General features: G+C 70.3%; 22 protein-coding genes. 10 read left to right on the plus strand and 12 right to left on the minus strand.

Going from position 1 to position 25,556, the window contains the following annotated elements; genetic code table 11:
* Positions 1-21 precede the first annotated feature (21 nt).
* A complete protein-coding gene (locus ACOACQ_RS10805; protein WP_420288271.1) occupies positions 22-1,152 on the plus strand; it encodes a glycosyltransferase family 4 protein in 1,131 nt (376 codons plus the stop codon).
* Here the strand turns inward: ACOACQ_RS10805 and ACOACQ_RS10810 are convergent.
* Both ACOACQ_RS10810 and ACOACQ_RS10815 read right to left on the minus strand, forming a co-directional pair.
* Positions 1,133-2,092, minus strand: a complete 960-nt coding sequence (locus ACOACQ_RS10810) for an LOG family protein (protein WP_420288272.1) — start codon at positions 2,090-2,092, stop codon at positions 1,133-1,135. The two genes, ACOACQ_RS10805 and ACOACQ_RS10810, sit on opposite strands and share 20 nt — an antisense overlap.
* A 33-nt stretch (positions 2,093-2,125) precedes the next feature.
* Positions 2,126-3,013 carry a serine protein kinase RIO gene (locus ACOACQ_RS10815; protein WP_420288273.1) on the minus strand — a complete coding sequence of 296 codons (888 nt, stop codon included), beginning with the start codon at positions 3,011-3,013 and terminating at the stop codon, positions 2,126-2,128.
* A gap of 170 nt (positions 3,014-3,183) precedes the next feature.
* On the opposite strand from ACOACQ_RS10815, the gene ACOACQ_RS10820 reads away from it, so the two are divergent.
* From ACOACQ_RS10820 to ACOACQ_RS10840, 5 genes are all read left to right on the plus strand, one after another.
* Positions 3,184-4,641 carry a M1 family metallopeptidase gene (locus tag ACOACQ_RS10820; RefSeq protein WP_378605138.1) on the plus strand — a complete coding sequence of 486 codons (1,458 nt, stop codon included), beginning with the start codon at positions 3,184-3,186 and terminating at the stop codon, positions 4,639-4,641.
* 125 nt (positions 4,642-4,766) lie between these two features.
* Positions 4,767-4,937: a hypothetical protein gene (locus ACOACQ_RS10825; protein WP_378605141.1), complete on the plus strand. Its 171-nt coding sequence runs from the start codon at positions 4,767-4,769 to the stop codon at positions 4,935-4,937.
* 24 nt (positions 4,938-4,961) lie between these two features.
* A complete protein-coding gene (locus ACOACQ_RS10830) occupies positions 4,962-5,498 on the plus strand; it encodes a PH domain-containing protein (RefSeq protein WP_420288274.1) in 537 nt (178 codons plus the stop codon).
* A 23-nt stretch (positions 5,499-5,521) separates the two neighbouring features.
* Positions 5,522-6,496, plus strand: coding sequence for a co-chaperone YbbN (locus tag ACOACQ_RS10835; protein WP_420288275.1), 975 nt, complete (start codon positions 5,522-5,524; stop codon positions 6,494-6,496).
* A gap of 35 nt (positions 6,497-6,531) precedes the next feature.
* Complete coding sequence (locus ACOACQ_RS10840) at positions 6,532-7,263, plus strand: EI24 domain-containing protein (RefSeq protein WP_420288276.1); 732 nt, start codon at positions 6,532-6,534, stop codon at positions 7,261-7,263.
* Between the two features lie 65 nt (positions 7,264-7,328).
* Here ACOACQ_RS10840 and ACOACQ_RS10845 read toward each other — a convergent pair whose 3' ends face one another.
* Entirely contained in the window at positions 7,329-7,976 is a 648-nt protein-coding gene (locus tag ACOACQ_RS10845) for a hypothetical protein (protein ID WP_420288277.1), read from the minus strand.
* Positions 7,973-8,881, minus strand: a complete 909-nt coding sequence (locus ACOACQ_RS10850; protein ID WP_378605159.1) for a LysR family transcriptional regulator — start codon at positions 8,879-8,881, stop codon at positions 7,973-7,975. Before ACOACQ_RS10850 ends, ACOACQ_RS10845 begins: the two co-directional genes overlap by 4 nt.
* A gap of 72 nt (positions 8,882-8,953) precedes the next feature.
* Here ACOACQ_RS10850 and ACOACQ_RS10855 point away from each other — a divergent pair, with 72 nt between their 5' ends.
* Positions 8,954-9,892 (plus strand): EamA family transporter, encoded by a 939-nt coding sequence (locus tag ACOACQ_RS10855; protein ID WP_420288278.1) that lies wholly within the window; start codon positions 8,954-8,956, stop codon positions 9,890-9,892.
* Here ACOACQ_RS10855 and ACOACQ_RS10860 read toward each other — a convergent pair.
* From ACOACQ_RS10860 to ACOACQ_RS10870, 3 genes are read right to left on the minus strand one after another with little or no spacing between them, the layout of a single operon-like run.
* Entirely contained in the window at positions 9,816-10,598 is a 783-nt protein-coding gene (locus ACOACQ_RS10860) for an NUDIX domain-containing protein (protein WP_420288279.1), read from the minus strand. The two genes, ACOACQ_RS10855 and ACOACQ_RS10860, sit on opposite strands and share 77 nt — an antisense overlap.
* 47 nt (positions 10,599-10,645) lie before the next feature.
* Positions 10,646-12,547: a 1,4-alpha-glucan branching protein GlgB gene (gene glgB, locus ACOACQ_RS10865; RefSeq protein WP_420288280.1), complete on the minus strand. Its 1,902-nt coding sequence runs from the start codon at positions 12,545-12,547 to the stop codon at positions 10,646-10,648.
* Positions 12,548-12,566: 19 nt separating this feature from the next.
* The gene (locus ACOACQ_RS10870; RefSeq protein WP_378605174.1) at positions 12,567-14,714 is read right to left on the minus strand and encodes an alpha-galactosidase; all 2,148 of its coding nucleotides are present in this window, start codon (positions 14,712-14,714) and stop codon (positions 12,567-12,569) included.
* A gap of 36 nt (positions 14,715-14,750) precedes the next feature.
* On the opposite strand from ACOACQ_RS10870, the gene ACOACQ_RS10875 reads away from it, so the two are divergent.
* A complete protein-coding gene (locus ACOACQ_RS10875; RefSeq protein WP_378605177.1) occupies positions 14,751-16,013 on the plus strand; it encodes a multidrug effflux MFS transporter in 1,263 nt (420 codons plus the stop codon).
* Between the two features lie 88 nt (positions 16,014-16,101).
* Here ACOACQ_RS10875 and ACOACQ_RS10880 read toward each other — a convergent pair whose 3' ends face one another.
* Positions 16,102-17,376 carry an adenylate/guanylate cyclase domain-containing protein gene (locus tag ACOACQ_RS10880; protein ID WP_420288281.1) on the minus strand — a complete coding sequence of 425 codons (1,275 nt, stop codon included), beginning with the start codon at positions 17,374-17,376 and terminating at the stop codon, positions 16,102-16,104.
* Positions 17,377-17,675: 299 nt separating this feature from the next.
* Between ACOACQ_RS10880 and ACOACQ_RS10885 the strand changes: the two genes are divergently transcribed.
* Complete coding sequence (locus tag ACOACQ_RS10885; RefSeq protein WP_378605182.1) at positions 17,676-18,548, plus strand: hypothetical protein; 873 nt, start codon at positions 17,676-17,678, stop codon at positions 18,546-18,548.
* A gap of 50 nt (positions 18,549-18,598) precedes the next feature.
* Entirely contained in the window at positions 18,599-19,075 is a 477-nt protein-coding gene (locus ACOACQ_RS10890; RefSeq protein ID WP_378605184.1) for a DUF6584 family protein, read from the plus strand.
* Here ACOACQ_RS10890 and ACOACQ_RS10895 read toward each other — a convergent pair whose 3' ends face one another.
* From ACOACQ_RS10895 to glp, 4 genes are read right to left on the minus strand one after another with little or no spacing between them, the layout of a single operon-like run.
* Complete coding sequence (locus ACOACQ_RS10895) at positions 19,076-20,419, minus strand: maltokinase N-terminal cap-like domain-containing protein (protein WP_420288282.1); 1,344 nt, start codon at positions 20,417-20,419, stop codon at positions 19,076-19,078.
* Positions 20,416-22,140: a maltose alpha-D-glucosyltransferase gene (treS, locus tag ACOACQ_RS10900; protein ID WP_420288283.1), complete on the minus strand. Its 1,725-nt coding sequence runs from the start codon at positions 22,138-22,140 to the stop codon at positions 20,416-20,418. The genes ACOACQ_RS10895 and treS overlap by 4 nt, the downstream gene beginning before the upstream one ends.
* A complete protein-coding gene (locus tag ACOACQ_RS10905) occupies positions 22,137-24,146 on the minus strand; it encodes a maltotransferase domain-containing protein (protein ID WP_420288284.1) in 2,010 nt (669 codons plus the stop codon). The genes treS and ACOACQ_RS10905 overlap by 4 nt, the downstream gene beginning before the upstream one ends.
* Before the next feature lie 9 nt (positions 24,147-24,155).
* Positions 24,156-25,382 carry a gephyrin-like molybdotransferase Glp gene (gene glp, locus ACOACQ_RS10910; protein WP_420288285.1) on the minus strand — a complete coding sequence of 409 codons (1,227 nt, stop codon included), beginning with the start codon at positions 25,380-25,382 and terminating at the stop codon, positions 24,156-24,158.
* Positions 25,383-25,556: the final 174 nt, after the last annotated feature.

Here is a 25,556-nt window from a genome sequence, read left to right on the forward strand (position 1 = left end):
ACGCTGCTTAGCGTCCCTGCCATGAACAAGCTGCGCGTGATGGTGGTGGCCGAGTCGTTCCTTCCGCAGATCAACGGTGTCACGAACTCCGTGCGCCGGGTCCTCGAGCACCTCTCCGCCCAGGGGCACGAGGCCGAGCTGGTCGCGCCGACCGGTCCGGACACCTACGCCGGTTTCCGGCTGCGCCGCGCCCGCGGTGCGAACCTGCCGTTCTACCCCGACTTCCGCGTCGGCCTCGAGACGCGTCGCCGGCTGCGCGCGATGATGCTCCAGTACGGCCCGGACGTCGTGCACATCGCCTCGCCCGCCACGCTCGGCTACCAGGCCGCACGCGCCGCGGAGGAGCTCGGCATCCCGACGGTCGCGATCTACCAGACCGACCTCGTCGGCTTCGCCGAGCGGTACGACGTCCCGGGCGGTGTCCGCGCTGCAGCCGGCCTGACGCGCCGGATCCACCACCACGTCGACCGCACCCTCGCGCCGTCGACCGCCAGCATCGACCAGTTGCAGGAGCTCGGTGTCCCGGCCGTGCACCGGTGGGGCCGCGGCGTCGACCTGGCCGCCTTCCACCCGCGGCACCGCGACGGTGCGCTGCACCGCCTGCTCGCTCCCGAGGGCCAACTCCTCGTCGGCTACGTCGGGCGCCTGGCAGCCGAGAAGGAGCTCGACCTCCTCACACACCTGGCCGACGACCCCCGCTACCGGCTGGTGCTCGTCGGCGGCGGCCCCGAGGAGCAGCGGCTCCGCGGTGTCCTGGGCAACCGGGCGACCTTCCTCGGCCTGCTGCACGGCGATGACCTGAGCCGGGCCTACGCCTCGCTCGACCTGTTCGTCCACACCGGCCGCTACGAGACCTACTGCCAGTCCGCGCAGGAGGCGATCGCGTCGGGCGTCCCGGTCGTGGCCCCGGCCCAGGGTGGACCGGTCGACGTCGTCGCCCACGGTGCGACCGGCCTGCTCTACCAGCCGGGCGACGGCGCCGACCTGGCTGCATGCGTCGACCGCCTCGCCACCGACGGTGTGCTGCGCCGGGCCATGGGTGTGACCGCCGTCCGCGCCGTGCAGGACCGGTCGTGGTTCTCGATCAACGAGCAGCTGCTGGCGCACTACCGCGCGGTGATCGCGGAGCGGGTCAGCCTCCGGGTGGCGTAGGCGTCTCGACGAACAGGGCGGCTGCCTCGTCGACCGTCTCGACGAGGTGGATGTGCTGTTCCATCGGCCGGCCCCGGGCGAGCGCCCGGAGCAGCGGCCACGCAGGCAGGTCCTCGGTCCAGTACCGGCGCCCGACCAGCACCATCGGCGCGACGGCGTCCTCGGGTGCGTAGTAGTTCTCGCAGGCGTCCTGGAAGATCTCCTGCACCGTGCCGCCCGCTCCGGGCAGGAACACGATCCCCGCGTCGCAGACCTGGAGCAGGATGGCCTCGCGCAGGGCGTTGCGGAAGTACTTCGCGATCGCCGTCGCGAACAGGTTCGGCGGTTCGTGCCCGTAGTGCCAGGTCGGAACCCCCAGCGTCGGGGCCGGATCGGGACACAGGGCGACGGTGTCCCGGGCCGCAGCCGTCCACGCATCCACCGAAGGCAGGAACGACGGCACTCTCGCCACGGTGGCGAGCGCGATGAGGAGCGATTCGGTGGATCCGTGTGCGAAGCGGCCGCCGAGGTTGGCCGCCTCCATCGCCCCCGGACCGCCGCCCGTGGCGATCACGTGGGTGCGGCCCAGCAGGGCGCCCAGGCGAGCCGCGTCGTCGTACTCCGTGCTGCCGCGCTGTGCGGCATGGCCACCCATCACGCCGACCAGCGACCGGTCCCGGACCCAGCCGGCGAGGGCGTTGTCGATGGCCTGGTCGTGGAGCACCTCGGCCAGGGCCTCGGCGGGTCCCGAGGTCGACCGGGCCCAGTGGTCGGCGCGGGCATCGAAGGACGCGGCGTAGGTCGACTGGTCGAAGAGCTCGTCCGGCGAGTAGAGCGTCGTACGCTCCAGGTCGAGGCCGGCGAGGCGGGCGCACGCGACCGCAGCCGCACCCGCTTCGAGCCGGCGGTCGGTCTCGGTGCGGGACGCGACGACGACGGACCGGGCGCGGGTGCTCCTCACGGGGCGGAGGCTACCCCGCCCGGTCCGCTCGGTTCAGAAGGCGTGGGCGACCAGGTCCCCGAACAGTTCGTGCGCATCGACCGCCAGGCCGCGTCGCTCGAACCACCCGCACACGTTCGTGCAGTCGCGTTGCAGGAAGTCGAACCCGCCGGCATTGCCGACCAGGTCGACCAGCTGCGGCAGGTCGATGATCACGAGGCGGTCGCCCGCCGCGAGGATGTTGTACGCCGACAGGTCGCCATGCACGAGTCCGGCCTGCACGAGCGCCAGCATCGCCGAGCGGAGCTGTTCGAAGTACGACTCGAGCAGCACGGGATCGGGCCGGGTCTGCGCCAGGCGCGGAGCCGTCTGCGGCCCGTCGTCCGCGTCGCCGTCCGTCCCGGGCACCGTGATCCACTCCATCAGGATCTCGGTGCCGTCGATCTGGACCGGATAGGGCACGGGTAGGCCGAGGTCCCAGCAGCGCTGCAGCGCACTCCACTCGGAGATCGCCCACTCGGCTGCCGCGACCTCGCGACCGAAGGTGCTCTTGCGCTTGAGCGCGCGCTCGTCGCGGGACCGCTTCATGCTGCGGCCCTCGGTGTAGGTGGCCGAGCGGTGGAAGGTGCGGTGCTCGGAGGAGCGGTACCGCTTGGCGGCCATCACGACGGACTGCGCGGGGTCGTGGGGGTCGGTCCGGTCGAGCAGGAAGACGTCGGCTTCCTTGCCGGTCTTGAGGATGCCGAGGTCGGTGTCGATCGCACCCTGGGACGTCACGACCCAGTCGGGTCGTGGCTCGGGTCCGCGTGACAGTGGCTCGATGTCGAGCCAGGTGGACCAGCGCTGGCCGGGGCCGAGGTCGTCGTACGCCTTGAAGTCGAAGACGAAGCGCGGGTCGAGGTCTGCAGTGAGGTCAGGTGTGGAGAGGTTCTCCGGAAACACGTCGGGTGCTCCTGTGGGTCGAGGGGATTCGGTCTGCGGGCAGGCCGGCAACAGTCATGGACATGTCACGCTCCTCTCGACGGGTTCCGCGGATGCGCGGAGTGAGGTCCAAGGCTGACGCACATCGGTGGGTGGGATCAACCGAATAAATGCTGACGTACATTGGGCCGATGCGCTGGCGGACGGTTCTCGTGGTGTTCCTGCTCCTGCTGGTCCCGGGACTCTCGGGGGCCGCGGCCACCGTCCCCGGCGCCTCGGCCACCGTGTCCACGCTGACCACTGCGCCGGCCCCGGGCGGGATCAGGGGATCCGACCCGTACTGGCCCTACGACGGCAACGGCGGCACCGACGCGCTGCACTACGACGTGCGGATCGCCTACGACTTCGGTGAGCGGATCCTGCGCGGACGCACCGTCGTCACCCTGCGCGCGAACCGGGCGCTCAGCAGCTTCTCCCTCGACCTGTTGCTGCCGGTGAGCGCGGTCAGGGTCAACGGCTGGAATGCCCGCTTCACGCGCCCCAATCACCACGAGCTCAAGGTCGTTCCGCGCAGTGCGATCGGTGCCGGCAAGACCTTCAAGGTCGAGGTCGTCTACCGGGGCCGTCCGTCCCGTGTCGGGTACGCCGGCGAGCGCAACTGGCTGGCGGACCGCCACGAGTTCGTCACGATGAACCAGCCGCACATGGCGCCGTGGTGGTTCCCGTCCAACGACCACCCCAGTGACAAGGCCACGTTCGACATCCGCGTCACCCTGCCGAAGGCCAAGCGGGTGATCAGCAACGGTGTCCGCGTCTCGCGGACGGTGGTCGGCACCCGCGCGGTCACCCACTGGCGGATGTCGGACCCGATGGCGACCTACCTCGCCGTCGTGGCGGCAGGTGACTTCGTGTTCGAGGCCAGTCGAACCGCGTCGGGGATCCCCGTCTACAACGCGGTCTCCTCGCGCCTTTCGTTGGGTGAGCGCCGCCGTGCCCTGCGGGTGCTGCGTCGTACGGCGGGCATCACCGAGGGGCTCCAGGGCCAGTTCGGCCCCTACCCGTTCTCGTCCATCGGTGGCGTCGTCACCAATCTCGACGTCGGTTTCGCCCTGGAGAACCAGACCCGGCCGACGTACGGCTCGTGGATCGACACGGATGTGATCGTCCACGAGGTCGCCCACCAGTGGTTCGGCGACAGCGTCTCGGTACGCAAGTGGCGCGACATCTGGCTCAACGAGGGCTTCGCCACCTATGCCGAGGTCCTGTACGACGCCGCGCACGGCGGCCCGAGCGTGGAGGCCTGGCTCGACGAGTACTACGCCGATGCCTGCCAGACGCCGAGGTCGTCGTTCTGGACCCTGAAGCTCGACAACCCCGGTGCGGCGCACATCTTCGACAGCGCCGTGTACGACCGGGGAGCGATGGTCCTCGCGGCGTTGCGCAACCGCATCGGCGCGGCCGAGATGGAGCGGGTGCTGCGGTTGTGGGTCACCGCGCACCACGACGGAAACGCCTCGGTGGCGCAGTTCGAGGCGTTCGTCCAGGCCCGCACGGGAGAGATCCTCGACACCTTCTTCGACGCCTGGCTCCGCGGTTCGCAGGCTCCGGCCGGAACCCTGATGAACGGGTTGCAGCACGCCTGTCCCTGACGGCCAGTTGACCGCTGACGGCCGGAGTTGGGCGCGCCTCCCGCGCGACAGGTGGGGCGTTTGGTACCAATGTGTCGATCTGTGTCCTCGGGGGCACAACCACACCAGGATGGAGACACCCACGCATGGACACCAAGAAGCTGATCGGTGTCGTGGTGATCGTGTTCCTCGGCTTCTGGATGTTCACCGATCCCAACGGCCTGGCCACGACCGCCAAGAGCACCGGTTCCGACGTCTGGGCGCTCACCGATCAGGCCTTTACGGGGATCATCGACTTCCTCGGCGCCCTCGGCTAGTGCCGCGCCCGTGACGAGCCCCAGGTGAGTTTCGTGTCGGGATTCATCGCGCGCCTCGGCGACCCCCGGATCAGCAAGCACCTGCTCCGCGAGGAGGGTGAGGTCGTCGTCGACGAGGTCACCCACCACTGGTTCGCCTACCTGCGGCCCGGCGCCGAGGGCCTGCTCGCGCTGGTGCTGCTGGTGGCGAGCTGGTTCGTCGCGATCGCGGTCGCCTGGTTCTTCATCATCGTCGCGGCCGGGCTGCTCCTGCACGCGTCGTGGGGCGGACTCGCCGTCCTGCGCGACCGGTTCGTGATCACCAACATGCGGGTCTTCCGCGTCCACGGCGTGCTGTCGCAGAGCCTGGCGACCATGCCGTTGAGCCGGATCCTCGACATCTCGGTCAAGAAGCCGCTCCACGGCCGGATCCTCGGCTTCGGCCACTTCTGCTTCGAGTCCGCCGCCCAGGAGCAGGGCCTGCGCGACATCCGGTACGTCGGCCGTCCCGACGACCGCGACCTCGCCATCCAGCGCGTCGTGCAGCGGGCCGGCCTGCGTGGCCCCCGCGTCCCCAACTGACGACGCTCCGTAGGATTGCGTCCATGACGCAGCAGCCGTTCTCCCGTCCCGGCGCCATTGATCTCTCGGCGCTGAAGCAGCGCCCGGCCCCGGCCGGCGCGCCCGCCTCTCCCGCTGGTGGTGCCGGCGGTGGTACCGGTGGTGGCCGGGCCACCTCGGCGTACTCCGTGGCCGTCGACGAGGCGAACTTCCAGACCGTCCTCGAGGCGTCGATGAACGCCCCGGTCGTCCTGGTCTTCCACTCGGCCAGCCAGGTGCCCGAGAGCGTCGACATGGCCGAGGACGTCATCCAGGTCGCCAATGAGTACGACGGCCGGTTCCTCGCCGCCACGATCGACGTGGACGCCAATCCGCAGATCGCCCAGGCGATGCAGATCCAGCAGGTGCCGCTGATGCTGGTGATCCTCGAGGGTCGCCCGGCCACGCAGCCGATCCCGGGCGCGGCTCCGATCGACGACATCCGCGCGCTGTTCAACCAGCTCGCACAGCAGCTGACCGCGCAGGGCATCGCCGGTCGCCACCAGCCCAACGCCTTCGGCGCCCCCGTGACCGGGGTCGAGGGCGAGGAGGGCGGCGAGCCCGAGGTGGACCCCCGTTACGCACCCGCCCAGGACGCGCTGGCCGAGGGGAACATCGACCTGGCCGTTGCGGAGTACCAGAAGCTCGTCGACGGCAACCCCGCCGACCACGAGGCCGCCGCGGGCCTGGCGATGGCGAAGGTCCTGCAGCGCACCCAGGGCGTCGACATCAACGAGGCCCGCGCTGCTGCGGCAGCCGCCCCCGACGACGTCGACGCGCAGACCCTCGTGTCCGACCTGGACATGCTCGGCGGCCACGTCGAGGACGCCTTCGCGCGCCTCGTCGAGCTGGTTCGTCGTACCTCCGGCAAGGACCGCGACAAGGCCCGCGAGCACCTGCTGGCGCTCTTCGGTGCGGTCGGCAACGACGACCCGCGCGTCCTCAAGGGCCGCGCCGCCCTCGCCTCTGCCCTGTTCTGAGCCGGCGGATCGTGATGGCAGGCGCAGCGCGGGGCATGGGGTTCGGGCAGGGCGCCGGCTTCCTGCTGCAGGGGATCCGGCTGTGGCGCACCCGCACCCGCCTGATGGCGCTGGGCATCGTGCCGGCCGTGATCGTGATGGTCCTGCTGGCGGCGGCGTTCGTCGGCCTGGTCCTCGTCCTCGATGACCTGATCGCGTGGGCGACCCCGTTCGCGAACGACTGGGCCGACGCAGCGCGCTCGATCTTCCGCACCGTCGTCTACATCGGCGTGCTCGCCGGCGCGGTGATGCTCTCGATCGTCACCTTCACCGGGCTCACCCTCGCGGTGGGCGACCCGTTCTACGAGAAGATCTGGAAGCAGGTCGAGATCTCCCTCGGAGGCGAGATCCCCGATCGCGGCGTCGGCTGGATCCGCGGCGCGCTGGACGGCCTGGTGCTGGTGGTGATGGGCCTGGCGACAGCCGTCGTCGTGTTCCTCATCGGGCTGCTGCCCGTGATCGGCGCGATCATCGGAGCAACGCTCGGCCTGATCGTCTCCGGGCGCCTGCTCGCCGGCGAGCTCGTGTCGCGCCCCCTGGAGGCCCGCGGCATGGACCGCGCCGCCCGCGCCGACCTGATGCGCCAGCACCGCGGCGCGATGCTCGGGTTCGGTGTCTGCGTCCAGGCCTGCTTCCTGGTGCCCTTCGGCGGCATCCTGGTGATGCCCGCGGCCGTCGCCGGGGCGACCTACCTCGCCCGCCGGGCGCTCGAGTCTCAGCCCAGCTGATCGCGACTTGGGGTTTGTCACCGCCGAGCTGGGGTTTGTCACGCGCGACTTGGGGTTTGTCGTCGTCAGCAACTCTCCAGGATCGGCGCGTTGCCGTTGCCGCCAAAGTCTTCGTCAGGAGTGGTGCCGACGAGTGGGCGCGCACGCCCGATGTGCCCGTTCTCGCCCACCGGCACTGCGACAGTTCCGGCGGACGTGTCGACGACCAGCGATCCGTCTGACCACGACAACCTTTGCAAGGACTGCCCGTCGCCGTTCACACATCCCACCGTGAATCGCCTGTTGAGCAGTCCTCGATCGGTCTGTTCGACCCGGATTTCCCAGTAGGGGTCTACGAACCCGCCGAGGAGCACGTGGGTCTGCATCGTGCCGTCCGCGTTGGCGATCCCGGAGAAGCCGGCGAACTCGGCGGACTGAAATATCTCGAGGGACCACACCCCGGCGATCCAGCAAAGAGCGACGGCGGCTGACGTCAGTCCCACCATCAGCTGCTGCCAGGTACGGCGCGGGATGAGGTATCCAGCGACGGCCACCAGGGACCACCCGATGGCTCCGAAGGCCATGGGATGGTCGAGAAGTCGGTCCGCCCACACGTACCTGTACTCGTAGGCGACGGCCGGCAACGCAACGACCGCAAGGACCGTGCCCGCGGCAAGCAGTGCCCAGCTGCGGGTCCGGCGTGGCGGCGCTGGCGCGATCGTGGTGGCGCTCATGGCTCGACGCCAGCTCCGACCTGATCGAACGCCGCCAGCACCGCCTGGACGGCGGGGGAGTCCGCCATGGTGCGGCGGTGCAACGCGTCGATCAGGCGGATCGGTTCCGGATCGGTCACGGGTACGGCGACCAGCTGGTCACCGAGCGGCGCGCGACCCATCCGCGGGACCAGTGCGACGCCGAGTCCTGCCGCGACGAGGGCGAGGTGCGAGTCGAACTCCGCTGACACGTGGGCGATCCGGGGCGGGCGGCCGGTGCCGTCGTACATCCGGGAGAGCCACTGGCGACAGATGGTGCCCTCGGGGGTGGCGATCCAGTCCACGTCGACCAGGTCGTGGGGTGTGACGCTGCGGCGGCGGGCGAGCGGGTCGTCGCAGTGGACGATCAGGTCGGCGACGTCGCCGTGCAGGGGAGTGGCGACCACGTGGTCGGGGATGGTCTGCGCGACGCCTCCCCAGCGGTGCACGATCCCGAGCTCGACCTGGCCGCTCGCCACGAGGTCGACGACGTCCCACGGCTCGCCCTCGCGCAGGGTGAGGGCCAGGTCGGGGTGGGCGTCGCGCAGGCCCCGGGCGATGGGTGCCACCAGGCCACGCATGGCGGTGGAGAACGCGGCGAGACGGATCCGGCCGGCAACGACACCGGCGCGCTGCTGCAGGTTGGTCTCGAGCAGCTCGAGATCAGAGAGGACCTGCTGGCCGGCGTCGACCAGGTGGTGGCCGTGGCTGGTGAGCATCACGCCGCGACCGACGCGTTCGAGCAGCGGCACGCCTGTCTGGCGCTCGAGCCGCTTGACCTGCTGGGAGATGGCACTGGGGGTGAAGCCGGTCGCGGCGGCCGCGGCGACGACCGAGCCGTGGGTGGCGACTGCCTGCAGACCGGCCAGGGCGTCCAGATCAATCATGTAGCAACGCTACATCAAATGGCACAGATCTATTCGCTGGTGCTTCATGGTCGTGGCGGCAATGCTGGTCACGTGAATCGCAAGGACCAGTCCCTCGCCGCGCTCGTCGCCGTGATCTGGGGCTTCAACTTCGTCGTGATCGACTGGGGCATGGGCGACGTACCGCCGCTGCTGTTCCTGGCCGCCCGCTTCCTCGCGGTGGTCGTGCCGGCGGTGTTCCTGCTCGACCCGCCGCCCGTGCCGTGGCGCACCGTCGCGGCCGTCGGTGTCTTCATGTCGCTCGGCCAGTTCGCCTTCCTGTACGTCGCCATGGACGCCGGCATGCCACCCGGGCTCGCCGGACTGGTGCTCCAGGCCCAGGTCGTGCTGACGATCCTGATCGCCACCGTGGTGCTCCGCGAACGGCCCACCCGTCCGCAGACGATCGGCGTCGTGCTCGGGGCCGCCGGACTGGTCGTCGTCGGCTTCGGCCGCGGCGGACACGTGCCCCTGATCGCGCTCGCGCTGTGCCTGATGGGTGCGCTGATGTGGGCCATCGGCAACGTCGTCTCCCGCGCGTCGGGCGCCACCGGGGGACTGGCGCTCACCGTCTGGTCGGCCCTCGTCGTCCCGATCCCGCTGATCGCACTGTCGATGGTCCTCGACGGACCGGGTGCGCTCGCCGACGGCGTCGCGGCGTTCGGCTGGAAGGCGGCCGTGTCCACGCTCTACACCGCGGGGCTGGCGTCGCTGGTCGGCTACGGCATCTTCAACGGACTGCTGTCGCGCAACACCTCGGCCTCGGTGGTGCCGTGGATCATGCTGGTGCCGCCGGTCGCGATCGGGTCCGCCTGGCTCCTCCTCGCCGAGGTGCCCTCGACCGGAGAGCTGGTCGGTGGCGCGATCCTCGTCGTCGGTGTGCTGGTCGCCCAGCACCGCACGATCGGGAGGAAGGTCACTTCCCCGACTCCGTGTACGCCGGACCTTCCCCTGCCAGGGACGCCAGTGCAGCCCGCACCCGCCGCGCCGTGAAGTCGGCCGCCCGCTCGTCGACCTCGGTGAGCGTGAGGAACGCGGCGGAGCGGATCTCCCGGGCCTGCGGCACGACCTGGTCGGTGATGGCCGCCGGGTGCACGCCGCCGTCGAAGACCAGGCAGATCGCGTCGTCCCAGCCACCCCACGGCGGCAACCAGTCGGTGAGGACGAGCGCTCCGGCCTCGATCTGGAGGCTGAGCTCCTCCTCGACCTCGCGGGTGACGGCCAGGCGCGGCGACTCGCCGGGCTCGACCACGCCACCGGGCAGGTCCCAGTCGTCCTTGTAGGTCAACTGGCACATGAGTACCCGCGGCCCCGATGGATCCGGCGAGTCGTCGCGGATCAGCATCTGCCCGATGCCGCGCTTGCGCGGGAGGAACGAGTTGAGCAGCGCCCGGAACCCACCGGGTTCGTGCACGGGGGTGTCGTCGGCGAGGCGGGCGTAGACGACGACGTCGCCGGTCCGTCCGCGCTGCACGCCTTCGCGGCGCATGCCGGACCACGTCGCGATCCGCTGCGCCTCGGCGTCGTCGACGGCGACCTTGACCTCGACCCGCTCGTGGTCGATCAGCGCGGTGGCGACCTGGCGTCGTACGACGTCGACAGCGGCCTGCCAGCCGCGCTCGGTGAGGTCCGCGGTCCAGATGAGCCGGGCGGTGCCGTCGTCGACGGTCGTGTGGCGGATCTCCGGGTCTTCGGACACGGAGGTAACCCTAACGGGCGGGGTTTCGAGGCTCGCAAGCTCGCACCTCAACCACCGGCGGGGGACCTCAACCAGAGCGTCGCGAGTGGTGGCAGGACGAGCGTTGCGTAGGCCGGGCTGCCGCCCGGGGCGTTCGCCTCGAGCGGCCCGGCGGCGACCGCCTCCACGGTTCCGAGGTTCCCCACCCCCGTCCCGCCGTACGACGACGCGTCGGTGTTGAGCACCTCGGCCCAGGCACCGGCGACCGGGAGACCCAGCCGGTAGTCGTGGGGGACCGCAGCGAAGTTGGAGATGCACACCAGGTCCGGCACCCCGGATCCGGCGGGCGCGCGTCGTACGAAGGAGAAGGTGTTGTGGCCGGCGTCCTGGGCGTCGATCCACGCGAAGCCGGCGGGGTCGTTGTCCAGGCGCCAGAGCGCGGACTCCTCGCGGTAGCGGTGGTTGAGGTCGCGCACGAAGTCCTGCATGCCGCGGTGGTCGGGCTTCGCGAGCAGCCACCAGTCCAGCTCGCGGGCCTCGGCCCACTCGGACTCCTGCGCGAACTCGCAGCCCATCATCAGCAGCTGCTTGCCGGGATGCGCCCACATGAAGGCGAGGTAGGCGCGCAGGTTGGCGAGCTGCTGCCAGCGGTCGCCGGGCATCTTGCGCACCAGCGAGCCCTTGCCGTGCACGACCTCGTCGTGGCTGAGCGGCAGCACGTAGTTCTCCGAGAACGCGTAGACCATCGAGAACGACATCTCGCCGTGGTGGTGGGCGCGGTGGATCGGGTCGTGCCGGAGGTAGTCCAGGCTGTCGTGCATCCAGCCCATGTTCCACTTGAAGCCGAAGCCCAGTCCGCCGCCCGAGGTCGCGCCGGTGACGCCCGGCCAGGCCGTCGACTCCTCGGCGATCGTCACGATGCCCGGCACCCGCTTGTAGGCGGTGGCGTTGAGCTCCTGCAGGAAGCGCACTGCCTCGAGGTGCTCCTGGCCGCCGTACTGGTTGGGCGTCCACTCGCCGTCGTTGCGGCCGTAGTTCAGGTAGAGCATCGAGGCGACCCCGTCGACGCGGAGGCCGTCGACGTGGAACTCCTCGAGCCAGTACAGCGCGTTGGCGACGAGGAAGTTGCGCACCTCGGGCCGGCCGAAGTCGAAGATGTGCGAGCCCCACTCGGGGTGCCAGCCGCGCTGCGGATCGGGGTGTTCGTAGAGCGCGGTGCCGTCGAAGCGGACCAGCGCCCAGTCGTCGGTCGCGAAGTGGCCGGGCACCCAGTCGAGGATCACGGAGATGCCCGCCGCGTGGAGGGCGTCGACGAGGCGCCGGAACCCGTCGGGGTCGCCGAAGCGCGCATCCGGCGCGAAGTACGACGTCACGTGATAGCCCCAGGACCCGCCGAACGGGTGCTGCATGACGGGCATCAGCTCGACGTGGGTGAAGCCCAGGTCGCTGAGGTAGGCGGGGAGGTCCGCGGCGAGCTCGTCGTAGGTCCAGAACGAGCCGTCGGGGTGCTTCTTCCACGACCCGAGGTGCATCTCGTACGTCGCCATCGGTTCGTTGACCGGCTGCCGCTCGGCTCGTTCGGCCAGCCAGGCGCGGTCCTGCCACACGTGTGAGGAGGCGAAGACGCGCGACGCCCTCTCGGGTGGCGGCTGGGCGTGGAACGCCATCGGGTCGGCCTTGTGCCGCCACACACCGTCGGCGCCCTCGACCACGAACTGGTAGGTGGCGCCCGAGCCGACCCCGGGGACGAACGTCTCCCAGAGCCCCGAGCCGATCGGCGCCATCCGGTGGGTCGAACCGTCCCAGCCGTTGAAGTCACCGGCGACCGCGACCTGGCGGGCGTTGGGCGCCCAGACCACGAAGCTGGTGCCCGCTACCGGCTCGATGCGGACGTGGGCGCCGAGCACCTGCCAGAGCTGCTCGTGGCGGCCTTCCGCAACGAGGTGGAGGTCCATCTCGCCGAGGGTCATCCCGTCCACTGTAGTGGCACTAGCGAGCGGTCACCCGGAGCAGACAGGTCTGCTGTGGCTTCATGGCCGGTACCTGCACGCCGGCACTGCCGAGAACCCGTCCGGGGAGCCGCACGCCCTTGCCCTGGAGCCAGCTGGGCACGCTCCACGGCGGCTCACCCGCCCCTTCGGGGCCGAGCAACCGGACGTCGTACGACGTCGCGGGGTCGAGGCCGGGCAACCGGACCCGGCCGCGGGGCGAGGTCGGCGGCTTGCCGAGCGACGTCATCGCGAACACCGCATCGCGCTGGTCCTGCGCGACCACGCCGTGCACCCACAGGGTCGGATCGGGGTGGTCGGAGACGACGACCCGACCGGTGTGCAGCAGCGGGCGCAGGCTCTTGTGCAGCTCGACCCAGCTGCGGATCACGGGGAGCTCCTCGGGCGGAAGCTTCGCGAGGTTCCACTCGATGCCGAAGTGGCCCCACAACGCCGTCGCTGCGCGGAAGTCGAGCGGCTGGGTGCGGCCGGTCGAGTGGGCGGTCTCGGGGCCGAGGTGGGTCCCGACGAGCTCCGGCGGGACGAGCAGCTGTGTCCAGCGCTGCACCTCCTGCCGGTCGAGGGCGTCGATGCAGTCGCTGGCCCAGACCCGGTCGGTGCGGGCCAGGATGCCCAGGTCGATCCGGGCCCCACCGCTGGCGCACGACTCGATCTCCAGCCCCGGATGGCGTTCCTTCAGCTCGTCGATCAGCCGGTAGACGGCGAGGGTGTGGGCCCGGACGCCCGGCGTGTGGTCGGGGCCGTGGCCGGCCTCGGTGACCGGGCGGTTGTGGTCCCACTTGAGGTAGCCGATGGGGTGCTGGTCGAGCAGCTTGTGCAGCGCCCTGGCGACGAGCCTGTAGGCGCCGGGGTTGGCGAGATCGAGCACGTACTGGAAGCGGGAGGGCAGGCCTAGCGAGTCAGGGCCGTGCCCCGGCCCGGGACGCAACAGCCAGTCGGGGTGGGCGCGGGCGAGGTCGGAGTCGGGGTTGACCATCTCGGGCTCCACCCAGATGCCGAACTCCATGCCGGCGGCAGTGACCCGCTCGACCAGCGGGGTCAGGCCCTGGGGCCACCACTCGCGGTCGACCTCCCAGTCGCCCAGGGCGGCACGGGCGTTGTTGCGGCCGCGGAACCAGCCGTCGTCGACGACGAAGCGTTCCACGCCGACGGCGGCCGCGGCATCGACCAGCGGCATGAGCCGCTCCGGCGTTGCCTTGAAGTAGACGGCCTGCCAGGTGTTGAGCAGCACCTTGCGGGGCGTGGACGGGTGGGTCGCGCGGGCCCGGATCTCCTCGTGCAGACGGCCGCACAGCTCGTTGAGCCCGTGGCCGTGGCTCGCCCAGACGTCCGGTGCCGTGTAGGTCTCACCGGGCGCAAGGGTCACCTCGCGGGGGAGCAGGAGCTCGCCGGACGCCAGCACGGCCTCGCCGTGGTAGAGCCGCTCGGCAGCCTGGACCTGGTTGCCGGACCACGCCAGGTGCACGCCCCACACCTCGCCCGACTCCCACCCGAACCCGCTCTCGCCGGCGACCAGGACCAGCGGCGAGTCGTGTCCGGGGCGCCCCTTGCGGTCCTCGCGCACGTGCGCGCCGACACCCAGGGGAAGGCGCTGCGGGACGCGTTCGTGGCCCTGGCTGCCCGCGAGGCTCAGCACCTCGGTCGCGTGGCCCGGCACGGGAAGGGCCAGGCCGAGATGATCCAGGTCGTACGACGTCCGGCCGGTGTTCCTCAGCTCGGCACCGAGTCGCGCCACACCCTGCGGGGACAGCGTGACGGTCAGGTCCAGCGAGATCTGCGCCGCCTCGTCGACGGCGTGGAACCGGACGCCCTGCTGGATCGCCTCGTGGCCGGTGACCGCCAGCCGGGTGACGTAGCCCGCGCCCTGGCGGCTGCCGATCAGTCCGGGCCGGCCCAGCCAGCCCTCCGACTCGACCGGAACGAGGGACGCGATGCCCGGCACGCTGAAGGCGCTGTTGCCACGGCGGGGCCGGGCGGCTTCCGCGAGATCGGCGAGCTGGCGCGAACCGAGGCGCCCCAGGTCATCTCCCCAGTGCAGCACCCGGGGAAGTCCGTTGGCCCAGCTGGCGTCGTACTCGAGCAGGAGGCTGACGCCTCCGTCGCGCAAATGGATCCGCGTGGCCGTCATGGCGATCACCCTAGTGAGGGATGGTGTGATGGTCCGGTGACCACGACCCGAGAAGCCACGTCCGTCCGGCTCCTGGTCGTCGTACCGATCGTGCTGGCCTGCCTGTCGATGATCGGCCCGTTCAGCATCGACACCCCGTTCCCGGCGTTCCCGGAGATGCGCGACGACTTCGGCGTCGGTGCCGGCGCGCTCCAGTTGGTGGTGACCGTCTACCTCGCTGCGTTCGCGGCGATGAGCGTGCTGCACGGCCCGATCTCGGATGCCGTGGGCCGTCGGCCCGTCATGGTCGTCTCCCTGGTCGTGTACGTCGCCGCGTCGATCGGATGCGCCTTCGCGCCGAGCCTGGCGTGGCTCCTCGTGTGTCGCGCCTTCCAGGGGCTCAGCGCGGGTGGTGCCACGATCGTCAGCAGGACGGTGATCCGTGACCTGTTCGAGGGCGCCACCGCGCAGCGGCTGATGAGCCGGGTGGCCGTCATCTTCGGCATCGCGCCGGCGATCGGCCCGATCATCGGCGGCCTGGTCCTGCAGCTCGGCGAGTGGCCGCTGGTCTTCGTGTTCCAGGCGGCCCTGGGCGTGGCCCTGATCCTCGCCGTCCTGGTGCTGTTGCCGGAGACGTTGCCGCGGGAGCGCCGTGTCGAGCTGCGCGTGGGAGCGGTCCTCCGCAGCCTCGCGGCGGTCGCGCGCGAGCCCGCCTTCCACCGGCTCGCGTGGGCGACGGCGTTGATCTTCGGCGCCCAGTTCCTCTACATCGGTGGCGCGGCGATCTTCGTCGTCGACGTCCTCGGCGAGGGCGAGCTCGACTTCTGGAAGCTCTTCGTCCCGATGATCGGCGCGATGATGACTGGGTCCTGGCTCTGCGGCCGCGCCGCCGGCCGGATCAGCGCCCGCCGCCTCATCTCGATCGGCTGCACCCTGTCGTTCGCGGGCGGCGTGGTGGGTGTCCTGATCGCCGCCTCGCCCGTCGCTGCCGACCTGCCGTGGGCCGTCATCGGCCTCAGCCTGATCGCCCTCGGCAACGGCACGACGTACCCGACGATGCAGCTGATGCTGCTCGACCTGTTCCCCGCACGCCTCGGCGCCGTCGTCTCCATGTCGTCGTTCTTCGCGCTGGTCCTCAATGCCGTCACCGCCGTCGCCGTCACCCCGTTCGTCGGTACCTCCGCCCTCGGCTTCGCCACCGCCGCCCTCGTCGGCGTCGGCGGTGGCCAGCTGCTCTGGGCGTGGCACTGCGCCCTCGAGGACCGGGACTGCGTGGTCCAGGGGGCGGCGGTGGATCGGGAGCCGATCGAGCTCCTGTAGCGCGACTTGGGGTTTGTCACGCGCGAGTTGGGGTTTGTCACCCCCGACTTGGGGTTTGTCACCGTCGAGTTGTGAGTTGTCGCCGGCGTCAGCCGGCGACCGGCGAGTACAGCTCGATGGGGAAGTGCACCCCCTTCACGAAGACCTCGCCCCGGGCTTCGCAGTCGACCGCGTCCTTGACGAGGTGCCAGCTGGTGTTGGACAGCAGGATCCCCCCGGGTTCGGCCTGGGCCTGGACGCGGGCGGCGATGTTCATCTGCAGTCCGATGCCTGTGTACGTCGCCCGGATCGCCGATCCGAAGGTGCCGACCGACACGACGCCGGTGTTGATCCCGATCCGGGCGTTGGCCGCCTCGACGATCCCGTGCGCGTACCAGGCGCGGCTCCAGTCGACGAGGGACCGCTGCAGCTCCTGTGCCGCGGCGATCGCCGAGCGGACCTGGTCGACTGGATCGATCTCGTCCGGGGCACCGAAGATCGCCATCACGCCGTCGCCGGCGAACTCCGTCACGGTGCCGCCGTGGCGCTCGATCAGGTCGGAGACGGCGCCGAGGTAGTCATTGATGATGTGAGCCAGCGCCTCGGGATCGATCCGGTCTGCCATCGCGGTGAATCCGACGACGTCGGAGGAGAGGATGGTGATCCTACGCCGTTGCGGGTGGTCGATCGAGCTGTCGCCGAGCTCGATGCGCGACACGACAGAGGCCGGTGCATATCGCCGGATCAACTGTCGTTGGTGCTGGATCAGCAGCTCGCGGACGTAGCGCGCCCGGAGGTCACGTTCGTTTGCGAACGCCATCGCCGGGCCGACGAGCAGCGAGGAGATCGGGATGAAGGTCAGTGAGATCGCCACGTCCTGCCCGGTCCGGTCCGTGGCGAGGAACAGGCCGAGTTCCCCGGCGGTGGTGATCAGCAGCCCGGTGAGAAGCGTCAGTCGGAAGGGCAACTGGACCAGGGGTGCCAACAGCCCGAAGAAGGTGGCGGCCAGTGCGAACGCCATCGGCTTGAGACCGGGGATCCACGGGAGGAGGACCGCAATGGTGTTGGCCGCGGTCAGCATCAGCAGGCCGGTCGCGAAAGCTATCGCCCACTTCGGCTCGGGCCGGCGCAGGTAGACGATGCCGGCGAGCAGGGCCGGGATGTTCACCGCCCAGCTGACGAGAAATGTCGCCACTACATGATCCGTTTCCAGATACGCGGTCACGATCAAAGGGTTGATGATCCAGGCGACGACCGATGCGGCTGCCATGGCAATCCCGAGCGGTCGGAACCGTTCGATGTACCAGGTCTGGTAGGCCGCCTCGATGGGCGCGTCGAAACGGCCGAGGAGTCCGTGCCGCGCAGGTGCCTGTGCACCGTCCATGGACGAACGGTAGCCGTCCGCGGAGGTGGCGCGGGCTGAGACGCGGCCTGCCAGCGCACGGCCTCCCAGTAGCTGTCCGCCTCGGGCGCATCGCGCTCGATCGTGCGCGCCGTACCGAAGAGCTGGGCACGCGGCTGCTTGCCTGTCCGACGAGCGGTGCGAAGATACCGGCTGACACCCGCTCGATGTTGCGCGACTTCGCCGACGCGTTCCAGCTCGTGTAGAAGATCTCGAACTCGAGGTTGAAGTACCTTCCGGAAACACGGACGCCGGGCGGGAGCCGGGCAATACTGACGCCCATGTCTCGGGTTCTCCTCTGTTGTGTGGCTCTTGCCGCGTTGCTCGTCTCTGGTTGCGGCGAGAAGTCCGACGGCCCGTCCGCAGGCAAGGAGACGTCGAGCGCGGCCGTTGACGTTGCGACGAAGGAGCAGGCGCAGGCGCTGGTGAACGCCGCAGAGCGGGATCTACTGGCGAATCCGACCGCCGAGTACGAGGTCATCTGGAAGGACCGGGACAACCAGCAGACCATGGCGACGGGTGCTTTCGATCTCGCCGGACCAGCAGCCCTCCAGCGCTACATGGTGCCGGGTGCCGCTGTCGACTATCGCATGATTGCCGGCCATGTCTGGTCCCAGGTCACGGGCGACGGGATCGCCCCGGATCTGATCGGGTGCTGGATGCACTTCACGACCGGCACCGGGGACCAGGCCGCTGCTTCCGCCGTCCCTCCGACGGCGAACATGCTTCTGGAGCCATCGGCGGTCGGCCTGGTTGACGGCACCGGAGATCTGGTCAGGGTCGACCTCCTTCTGGACGAAGCAGCACCAGCGATGATGCCGAAGATCGTCAATCAGCTCGATGCGCCGATTGACCCGGCCGCTACCGTCCCGGGCGTGGTCACGGTCACCGACGGGAGGTACGCGGCGGTCGAGTTCGGGGCGGCTGACGTCCTTGCCCGCCTTGACGCTGACCAGTTGCCCGCGGAGGTCCTGGCGATCAAGGACATGGCCGACTCGCTGAGGATCCGGGTCGAGTACCGCGGCTTCGGCGCGAAGATCGTCGTGGAGCCGCCGCCGGCGAAGGAGGTCATCGAGGTGGGAAGCCAACGGGACCTGTTGGCGAACGGACCGGACCCGGAGAGGGAGATCGAGACCTGCGCCGCGAATCGCTGACTGACGGGAATCCGGTGGCACCCACGCCACTCTCCTGACACGATCCGCCGGTGACCAACGCCCTTGTCCGCGCTCGCGCCGACCTCGAAGCCGGCCGCGCGTGGAAGGCGCGGGACCGGCTGACGGGCCTTCTCGTGAACCGCCAGGACGACGAGGTGCTCGACCTCCTTGCATCGGTTCACAACGAGATGGGCAACCTGCCCGCCGCGGGGGCGCTGTGGTTCGTGACGGGTCGCGACGACCCGGTTGCCCTGGCGGCTGTCGACGCATGGCGCGAGCGCTTCGGCGACGAGACCGCGCGGCTGGCGAGCATCCCCTCGGCGCTGCGCGACACCGCCCGCGTCCAGGCGCTTCGCCGCGAAGCGGCAGTGCGCCCTCGGGGAAGCCGTGACCTGCCTGCTCCGGAGTCCGATGCGCAGCGCTGGACGGGTCGGGTGGGATGTGCCGTCGTACTGCTGATCGGCCTGTGGCTGCTCGCAGCCGTCGTGGTCGGTTCGATCGCGATCGTGCGCGCGATCCTCGGCTGATCAGTCCGCGACGAGCCGCGCGACGCCTGCCAGCGGAATCGGTAGCCAGGCCGGGCGATTGCGTGCTTCGTACACGCACTCGTAGACGGCCTTGTCGACGACGTACGCTGTGAGCACGGTGCGGTCGGCGTCGCTGAGCCCACCTTCGCCGCAGTACGACGCCAGGAACGCCTTGCGGTTGCGGCGAGCCCACTCGTCGGCGCGGATGGCGCGCTGATGCGCCACGTCGGCGTCGTCCTCGGGCAGGGAGGCGTCGACGGCATGCGGCGCGTAGTCGAACGACCGCGTCATCCCGGCGACGTCACGCCAGCGGGAGTCGGGGAGCAGGCGCTCGGCGAGCGACTTGGCGGGCTCGCCCTCGAAGTCGACGAGCTTCCAGCCCGCGACGGTGCGCAGGGTCTGGCCGAGGTGGAGGTCTCCGTGCACCCGCTGCACGGGGAGGTTGCCGAGTCCGGCCATGGCCGCGAAGACGGCGCGGGCACCGTCGGCGTACTCGCCGAGGTCGGGGACGACGGCGATGGCCTCGTCCAGGCGGCGGGACATCGTCCGCGCCACGTCGGCGGCGTCGATCTCGGCGGTCGGGAAGGTTGCCCGCAACTGGTCGTGCACCTCGGCCAGGGCGGTACCGAGTCGTGACGCCTCGCTGGCGAAGTCGCCGCCCACCTCCTCGGCGTGCAGGTCGCCCTCGGCGAACAGGTCACGGACGCTGGCCAGTGCCTGCTCCCAGCCGTCGCTCGCGGTCCGCAGGAATTGCTGCAGCATCGCGAGGTGGAGGTCGTCGGACTCGATCCAGCCGTAGAGCGCGGCGACGTGCGTGGAGCCCGCCTCGGTGAGGACCTGGTGGGTGGTGATGTCGGGGTTCTCGCCCGGTGTCACCTTGCGGAAGATCTTGAGGACTGAGTCGTCGCCGAACAGCACCGACGAGTTGGACTGCTCGCCGCTGAAGAGCGAGGGCACCGCGTCGAGATCGAGGTCGTGGCCCTCGAGCCGGACGAAGTCGAGGCCCGTGTGCGGGCCGTCGAAGGCCCGCAGGTAGGCGGACATCGCGGCCCGGTCCTGGACGGCGTCGTACGCGAACGCGCCGTCCTCCGAGCCCTCCGCAGACTCCGGCCAGCGCCCCACCAGGGCGTGGTCGAGGTGGTCCTGCGGGGCGTCGTACAACGACAGCGGCAGCTGGTAGAGCTCTCGGTCACCCTCGGCATAGGTGACCTCGGCCAGGACGACGACCACCCCGGGATCGCTCCCGACGGATCCGATAGCCCCGACCTGGCGCACGCCGGTCACCGTGAAGGCGCGCCCCTTGCCGCCGAACCAGCGGCTCTGTGCAAGGAAGTGCTCGATCACAGCACCGGCCTCCCCGAGGTGTCGGGATTCGTCAGTCGGAACCAGTAGAAGCCGTGGCCGCTCAACGTCAGCAGGTAGGGCAGTTCCCCGATCCGCGGGAACGGCACGCCACCGAGCAGCTCGACGGGCACGCGGCCCTCGTAGCGACGCAGGTCGAGCTCGACCGGCTGCGGGAAGCGGGACAGGTTGTTCACGCACAGCATGACGTCGTCCGAGCCGTCCGCCGCGACGTGCTCGCGGACGTACGACAGCACCGTCGGGTTCGACCCACCCAGGTCGGTGAAGGTGCCGAGCCCGAAGGCGTCGTGGCCGCGGCGGATGTGGATCATCCGGCGCGTCCAGTGCAGGAGCGACGACGGGTTCTCCAGCTGGGCCTCGACATTGACGCTCTGGTAGCCGTAGACGGGGTCCTGGATGGCCGGCAGGTGCAGCTTGCCGGGCGTCGCGGCGGAGAAGCCGGCGTTGCGGTCGGGCGTCCACTGCATCGGCGTACGGACGCCGTCGCGGTCGCCGAGCCAGATGTTGTCGCCCATCCCGATCTCGTCGCCGTAGTAGAGGACGGGGGAGCCGGGCAACGACAGCAGCAGTGCGGTGAAGAGCTCGATCTGGTTGGTGTCGTTGTCGAGCAGGGGAGCGAGCCTGCGGCGGATGCCGATGTTGGCCTTCATCCGCGGGTCCTTGGCGTACTCGCCCCACATGTAGTCGCGGTCCTCGTCGGTCACCATCTCGAGGGTGAGCTCGTCGTGGTTGCGCAGGAAGATGCCCCACTGGCAGCCGGACGGGATCGCGGGCGTCTGTTCCATGATCTCCGAGATCGGGAAGCGGGACTCGCGTCGTACGGCCATGAAGATGCGCGGCATCACCGGGAAGTGGAATGCCATGTGGCACTCGGTCCCGATGACCTCGCCGTTGTCGAGCAGTTCCGGCCCGAAGTACTCCACGACGTCGGTCGGCCACTGGTTCGCCTCGCAGAGCAGCACCCGGCCGGGGTAGTTCTCGTCGACGAACCGGCGCACCTTGCGCAGGAACTCGTGGGTCTCGGGGAGGTTCTCGCCGTTGGTGCCCGGCCGCTCGTAGAGATAGGGGACGGCGTCGAGCCGGAAGCCGTCGAGACCCATGTCGAGCCAGAACGACATCGCTTCGATCATGGCGTCGTGCACGGCCGGGTTGTCGAAGTTGAGGTCCGGCTGGTGGTGGAAGAACCGGTGCCAGAAGTACTGCTGGCGGGTCTGGTCCCACGTCCAGTTGGAGGGTTCGGTGTCGACGAAGATGACCCGCGCGTCCTGGTACAGGTCGTCGGTGTCCGACCACACGTAGAAGTCGCCGTAGGGGCCCTCGGGGTCCGAGCGCGACGCCTGGAACCACGGGTGCTGGTCACTCGTGTGGTTCATGACGAAGTCGATGATCACGCGGATGCCGCGTTCGTGGGCGGCGTCGAGGAACGCGTGGAAGTCCTCGGCGGTGCCGATCTCGGGCAGCACGCCTGTGTAGTCGGAGACGTCGTACCCGCCGTCACGCAGCGGGGAGGGGAAGAACGGCGGCACCCACAGGCAGTCCACGCCGAGCCACTGGAGGTAGTCGAGCTTCTCCGTCAGACCGCGGAAGTCACCGGTGCCGTCGCCGTTCGAGTCGCGGAACGACCGGACGAGCACCTCGTAGAAGACGGCCGTACGGAACCATTCCGGCTCGTCGTTCAGGACTCTCGAGTCCGCCACGGTCATGCGTTTCCTTTCACGAACAGGATGTGTGCCGGCTCTGCGGGGTCGAGCCGGACGTAGTTGTCGGCGCCCCAGGTCCAGTCCGCGCCGCTGATCTCGTCGTGCACGCTGAACGAGCTGCCCGCCGGCAGGTCGAGGGCGGCCAGGTCCAGGTGCACCATCGTCTCGTGCACCTGGTGGGGATCAAGGTTGAGCACCACGATCACGGTGTCGGTCCCGGCGGTCTTGCTGAAGCACAGCACGTGCTCCTCGTCGGTCGGGTGCACGGTGAGGTTGCGCAGCAGCTGCAGCGCCGGATGGGCTCGCCGGATCCCGTTCAGCCTCGTGATGTACGACGCCAGGCCGGTGGCGTCCGTACCCCAGTCCCGGACCCGGATCTGGTACTTCTCCGAGTCGAGGTACTCCTCGCTGCCCGGCTTCACGGCCACGTGCTCGCCGAGCTCGTAGCCGGCGTACATCCCCCACGTGGGCGACGACATCGCGGCGAGCACGGCCCGGATCCGGAAGGCGGCCGGGCCGCCGTACTGCAGGAACTCGTGGAGGATGTCGGGGGTGTTGACGAAGAAGTTCGGCCGCATCCGGTGGGCGGACTCGTGCGACACCTCGCGCAGGTAGTCCTCGATGTCGACCTTCGCGGTGCGCCACGTGAAGTACGTGTACGACTGGTGGAAGCCGATCGCACCGAGCGTCTGCATCATCGGCGGCTTGGTGAACGCCTCGGCCAGGAACAGCACGTCCGGGTCGGTCCGGCGTACCTCGGCCAGCAGCCACTGCCAGAACGCGACCGGCTTCGTGTGCGGGTTGTCGACGCGGAAGATCCGGACGCCGTGCGCCATCCAGTGCCGTACGACGCGCAGCACCTCGGTCGCGAGGCTGTCCGGGTGGTCGTAGGGATGCGCGTCGAAGTTGACCGGGTAGATGTCCTGGTACTTCTTCGGCGGGTTCTCGGCATAGGCGATCGACCCGTCCGCCCGGGTGGTGAACCACTCGGGATGTGCGGCCACCCACGGGTGGTCGGGAGCGGCCTGCAGGGCGAGGTCGAGGGCGACCTCCAGGTCGAGCGCCCCGGCCGCCGCCACGAAGGCGTCGAAGTCCGCGAGGGTGCCGAGGTCGGGGTGGACGGCGTCATGGCCACCGGCCGCGCTGCCGATCGCCCAGGGCGATCCGGTCCAGTCGGCCGGCAGCGGCTCGCCCTCGGCGAGCACCGTGTTGTTCGGGCCCTTGCGGTTGACCTCGCCGATGGGGTGGATCGGTGGGAGGTAGATGACGTCGAAGCCCATGGCCGCCACCGCGGGCAGTCGCTCGGCGGCGGTCCGGAAGGTCCCGCTCACCACCGCGCCGGTCTGCGGGTCGTACGTCGCGCCCTCGGAGCGCGGGAAGAACTCGTACCAGCTGCCGAAGAGGGCGCGGGGGCGGTCGACGTACACAGGGAACGGACCCTCGACCGTGAGCAGGTCCCGCAGCGGGTGCGCGTTCAGGACCCCCACCAGCTCGGGTGATTCGAGCTGCGCGAGCCGGGCCGCGGCAGGGCGCTTCTGGTCGCTGCTGGCCTTGATCGCGGCGCGCAGGATCCTCGTGCCGGCCCGGTCCGGGCCGCCCTCGGCGAGCACCCGTTCGAGCAGCAACCGACCCTCGGCGAACATCAGCTCGGTGTCGATGTCGGCCCGGATCTTGATGCCGGCCGCGTGCTGCCAGCTCGCGATCGGGTCCGACCAGGCCTGCACCTCGAAGGACCAGGCGCCGACGCTGTCCGCCTCGACCCACGCCTCGTAGCGACTGACCGTGTGCCGGTCGACGGCCGGGAGCGGCGTCATCGCAACGGGCGCGTGCCGGGTGCCGTCGGGCGCGACGAGCACGACCTCGGCGCCGAGCCGGTCATGGCCCTCGCGGAACACCGTTGCACTGACCGGGAAGGGTTCGCCGACGCTCGCCTTGACGGCCAGCCGGCCGCCGGTGGCACCGGCCTCCAGCAGCGGGTTGACGTCGATCACGGGGATGCGTCCGACCATGGTTCGAACCTAACTGAAGCTGAGGTCCCACACGTCGACGGCGTCGCCGGGCTGCAGCGGGCCACCGTCGGCGGGCAGGTCGATGAGGGCGTCGGCACCGGCGAACCAGCCGAGGAATCCGGAGCCGGGCGGGCCCCACGGAGTGACCGTGCCGGCCGCGCGGTCGAGGCGTGCGCGGCGCATCTGGCGCTTGCCCTTGAGCGGGCTGAGGGGCTCGGTGAGTGCGGCGCGCACGACCGGCCGGTGTGGGTGGGGATGGCCGGCCGCCGTACGCAGGGCCGGGCGGACGAAGACCTCGTACGACGTCAGCGCGCTCACCGGGTTGCCGGGCAGGCACACGACGGGGACACCGCCGACGACTCCCGAACCCTGCGGCATCCCGGGCTGCATGGCGACCTTCACGAACTCCACGCCGCGCGGGCCGAGCGCGTCCTTCACGACCTCGTAGGCGCCAGCGCTGACGCCACCGGACGTGAGCACCAGGTCGATGTCACCCGCCGCGGTCTCGGCGTCGAGCAGGGCGAGGAACGCGGGCACGTCGTCGGCCACCCACAGCTTGCGGACCGCGATCGCGCCGGCTTCCTCGACGGCCGCGGCCAGCAGGGCGCCGTTGGCGTCCCGGATCTGCCCGGACCCCGGGACCGGGTCGTCGGCCAGCTCGGAGCCGGTCGAGCAGACCAGTACCCGTGGCCGTCGTCGTACGACGACCTCCGCGATGCCGAGCGCTGCCAGCACACCGATCTGGGCCGGACCGAGCACGGCACCGGCAGCGAGGACCTCCTGGCCGACTGCGACATCGGAACCGGCAGGACGGACGAAGGACCCGACGTCGCGTGCATCGGTGATCGCGACCTTGTCGGTGCCGCCGTCGGTGATCTCGACCTCGACGATCGCGTCGGCGCCGCGGGGGACCGGAGCGCCGGTCATGATGCGCAGCGCGGTGCCCGGCGCCAGCTCGCCCACCGCGGCACCGGCCGGAATGTCACCGGCGACCGGGATCACGGCAGGGGAGTCGGACGTCGCGGCGGCGATGTCGGCGGCCCGGACGGCGTAGCCGTCCATCGCCGAGTTGTCGAAGGAGGGGAGCGCCTCGGGCGCGGTGACGGTGGCAGCCAGGATGCGGCCACGGGCCTCGGCGACGGCGATCGTCTCCTGCCCCCCGGCACGCGGTACGAGGAGCGCAGCGACGTGCTGCTGGTGCTCGGCGACCGAGCGGAGGGCGGGGGTCGTGGTCATTGGTTCCACCCTAGGACCCCGGACCGAAAGCGGCCGCCCGCGCACCCGCTCGCGCAAAAACAACGGGCGAGGTGGCCCCCATGACCACCCCGCCCGCTAGTACCCGGTTCAACGGCGCCGGCGAGCGGTTGTTACGGGCGCTTTTCACAAACAGCATTGGAACGTTCAAGTGGG

The organism is Nocardioides sp. CPCC 206347 (assembly GCF_048654605.1).
In the GTDB taxonomy this organism is placed as follows: Bacteria; Actinomycetota; Actinomycetes; order Propionibacteriales; family Nocardioidaceae; genus Nocardioides.

Excerpts from the sequence above, each read along its gene's own strand:
- ACOACQ_RS10805 (WP_420288271.1), top strand. The coding sequence starts at position 22 with ATGAACAAGCTGCGCGTGATGGTGGTGGCCGAGTCGTTCCTTCCGCAG.
- ACOACQ_RS10820 (WP_378605138.1), top strand. The coding sequence starts at position 3,184 with ATGCGCTGGCGGACGGTTCTCGTGGTGTTCCTGCTCCTGCTGGTCCCG.
- ACOACQ_RS10825 (WP_378605141.1), top strand. The coding sequence starts at position 4,767 with ATGGACACCAAGAAGCTGATCGGTGTCGTGGTGATCGTGTTCCTCGGC.
- ACOACQ_RS10835 (WP_420288275.1), top strand. The coding sequence starts at position 5,522 with ATGACGCAGCAGCCGTTCTCCCGTCCCGGCGCCATTGATCTCTCGGCG.
- ACOACQ_RS10840 (WP_420288276.1), top strand. The coding sequence starts at position 6,532 with ATGGGGTTCGGGCAGGGCGCCGGCTTCCTGCTGCAGGGGATCCGGCTG.
- ACOACQ_RS10845 (WP_420288277.1), bottom strand. The coding sequence starts at position 7,976 with ATGAGCGCCACCACGATCGCGCCAGCGCCGCCACGCCGGACCCGCAGC.
- ACOACQ_RS10850 (WP_378605159.1), bottom strand. The coding sequence starts at position 8,881 with ATGATTGATCTGGACGCCCTGGCCGGTCTGCAGGCAGTCGCCACCCAC.
- glgB (WP_420288280.1), bottom strand. The coding sequence starts at position 12,547 with ATGACCCTCGGCGAGATGGACCTCCACCTCGTTGCGGAAGGCCGCCAC.
- ACOACQ_RS10870 (WP_378605174.1), bottom strand. The coding sequence starts at position 14,714 with ATGACGGCCACGCGGATCCATTTGCGCGACGGAGGCGTCAGCCTCCTG.
- ACOACQ_RS10880 (WP_420288281.1), bottom strand. The coding sequence starts at position 17,376 with ATGGACGGTGCACAGGCACCTGCGCGGCACGGACTCCTCGGCCGTTTC.
- ACOACQ_RS10885 (WP_378605182.1), top strand. The coding sequence starts at position 17,676 with ATGTCTCGGGTTCTCCTCTGTTGTGTGGCTCTTGCCGCGTTGCTCGTC.
- treS (WP_420288283.1), bottom strand. The coding sequence starts at position 22,140 with ATGACCGTGGCGGACTCGAGAGTCCTGAACGACGAGCCGGAATGGTTC.
- ACOACQ_RS10905 (WP_420288284.1), bottom strand. The coding sequence starts at position 24,146 with ATGGTCGGACGCATCCCCGTGATCGACGTCAACCCGCTGCTGGAGGCC.
- glp (WP_420288285.1), bottom strand. The coding sequence starts at position 25,382 with ATGACCACGACCCCCGCCCTCCGCTCGGTCGCCGAGCACCAGCAGCAC.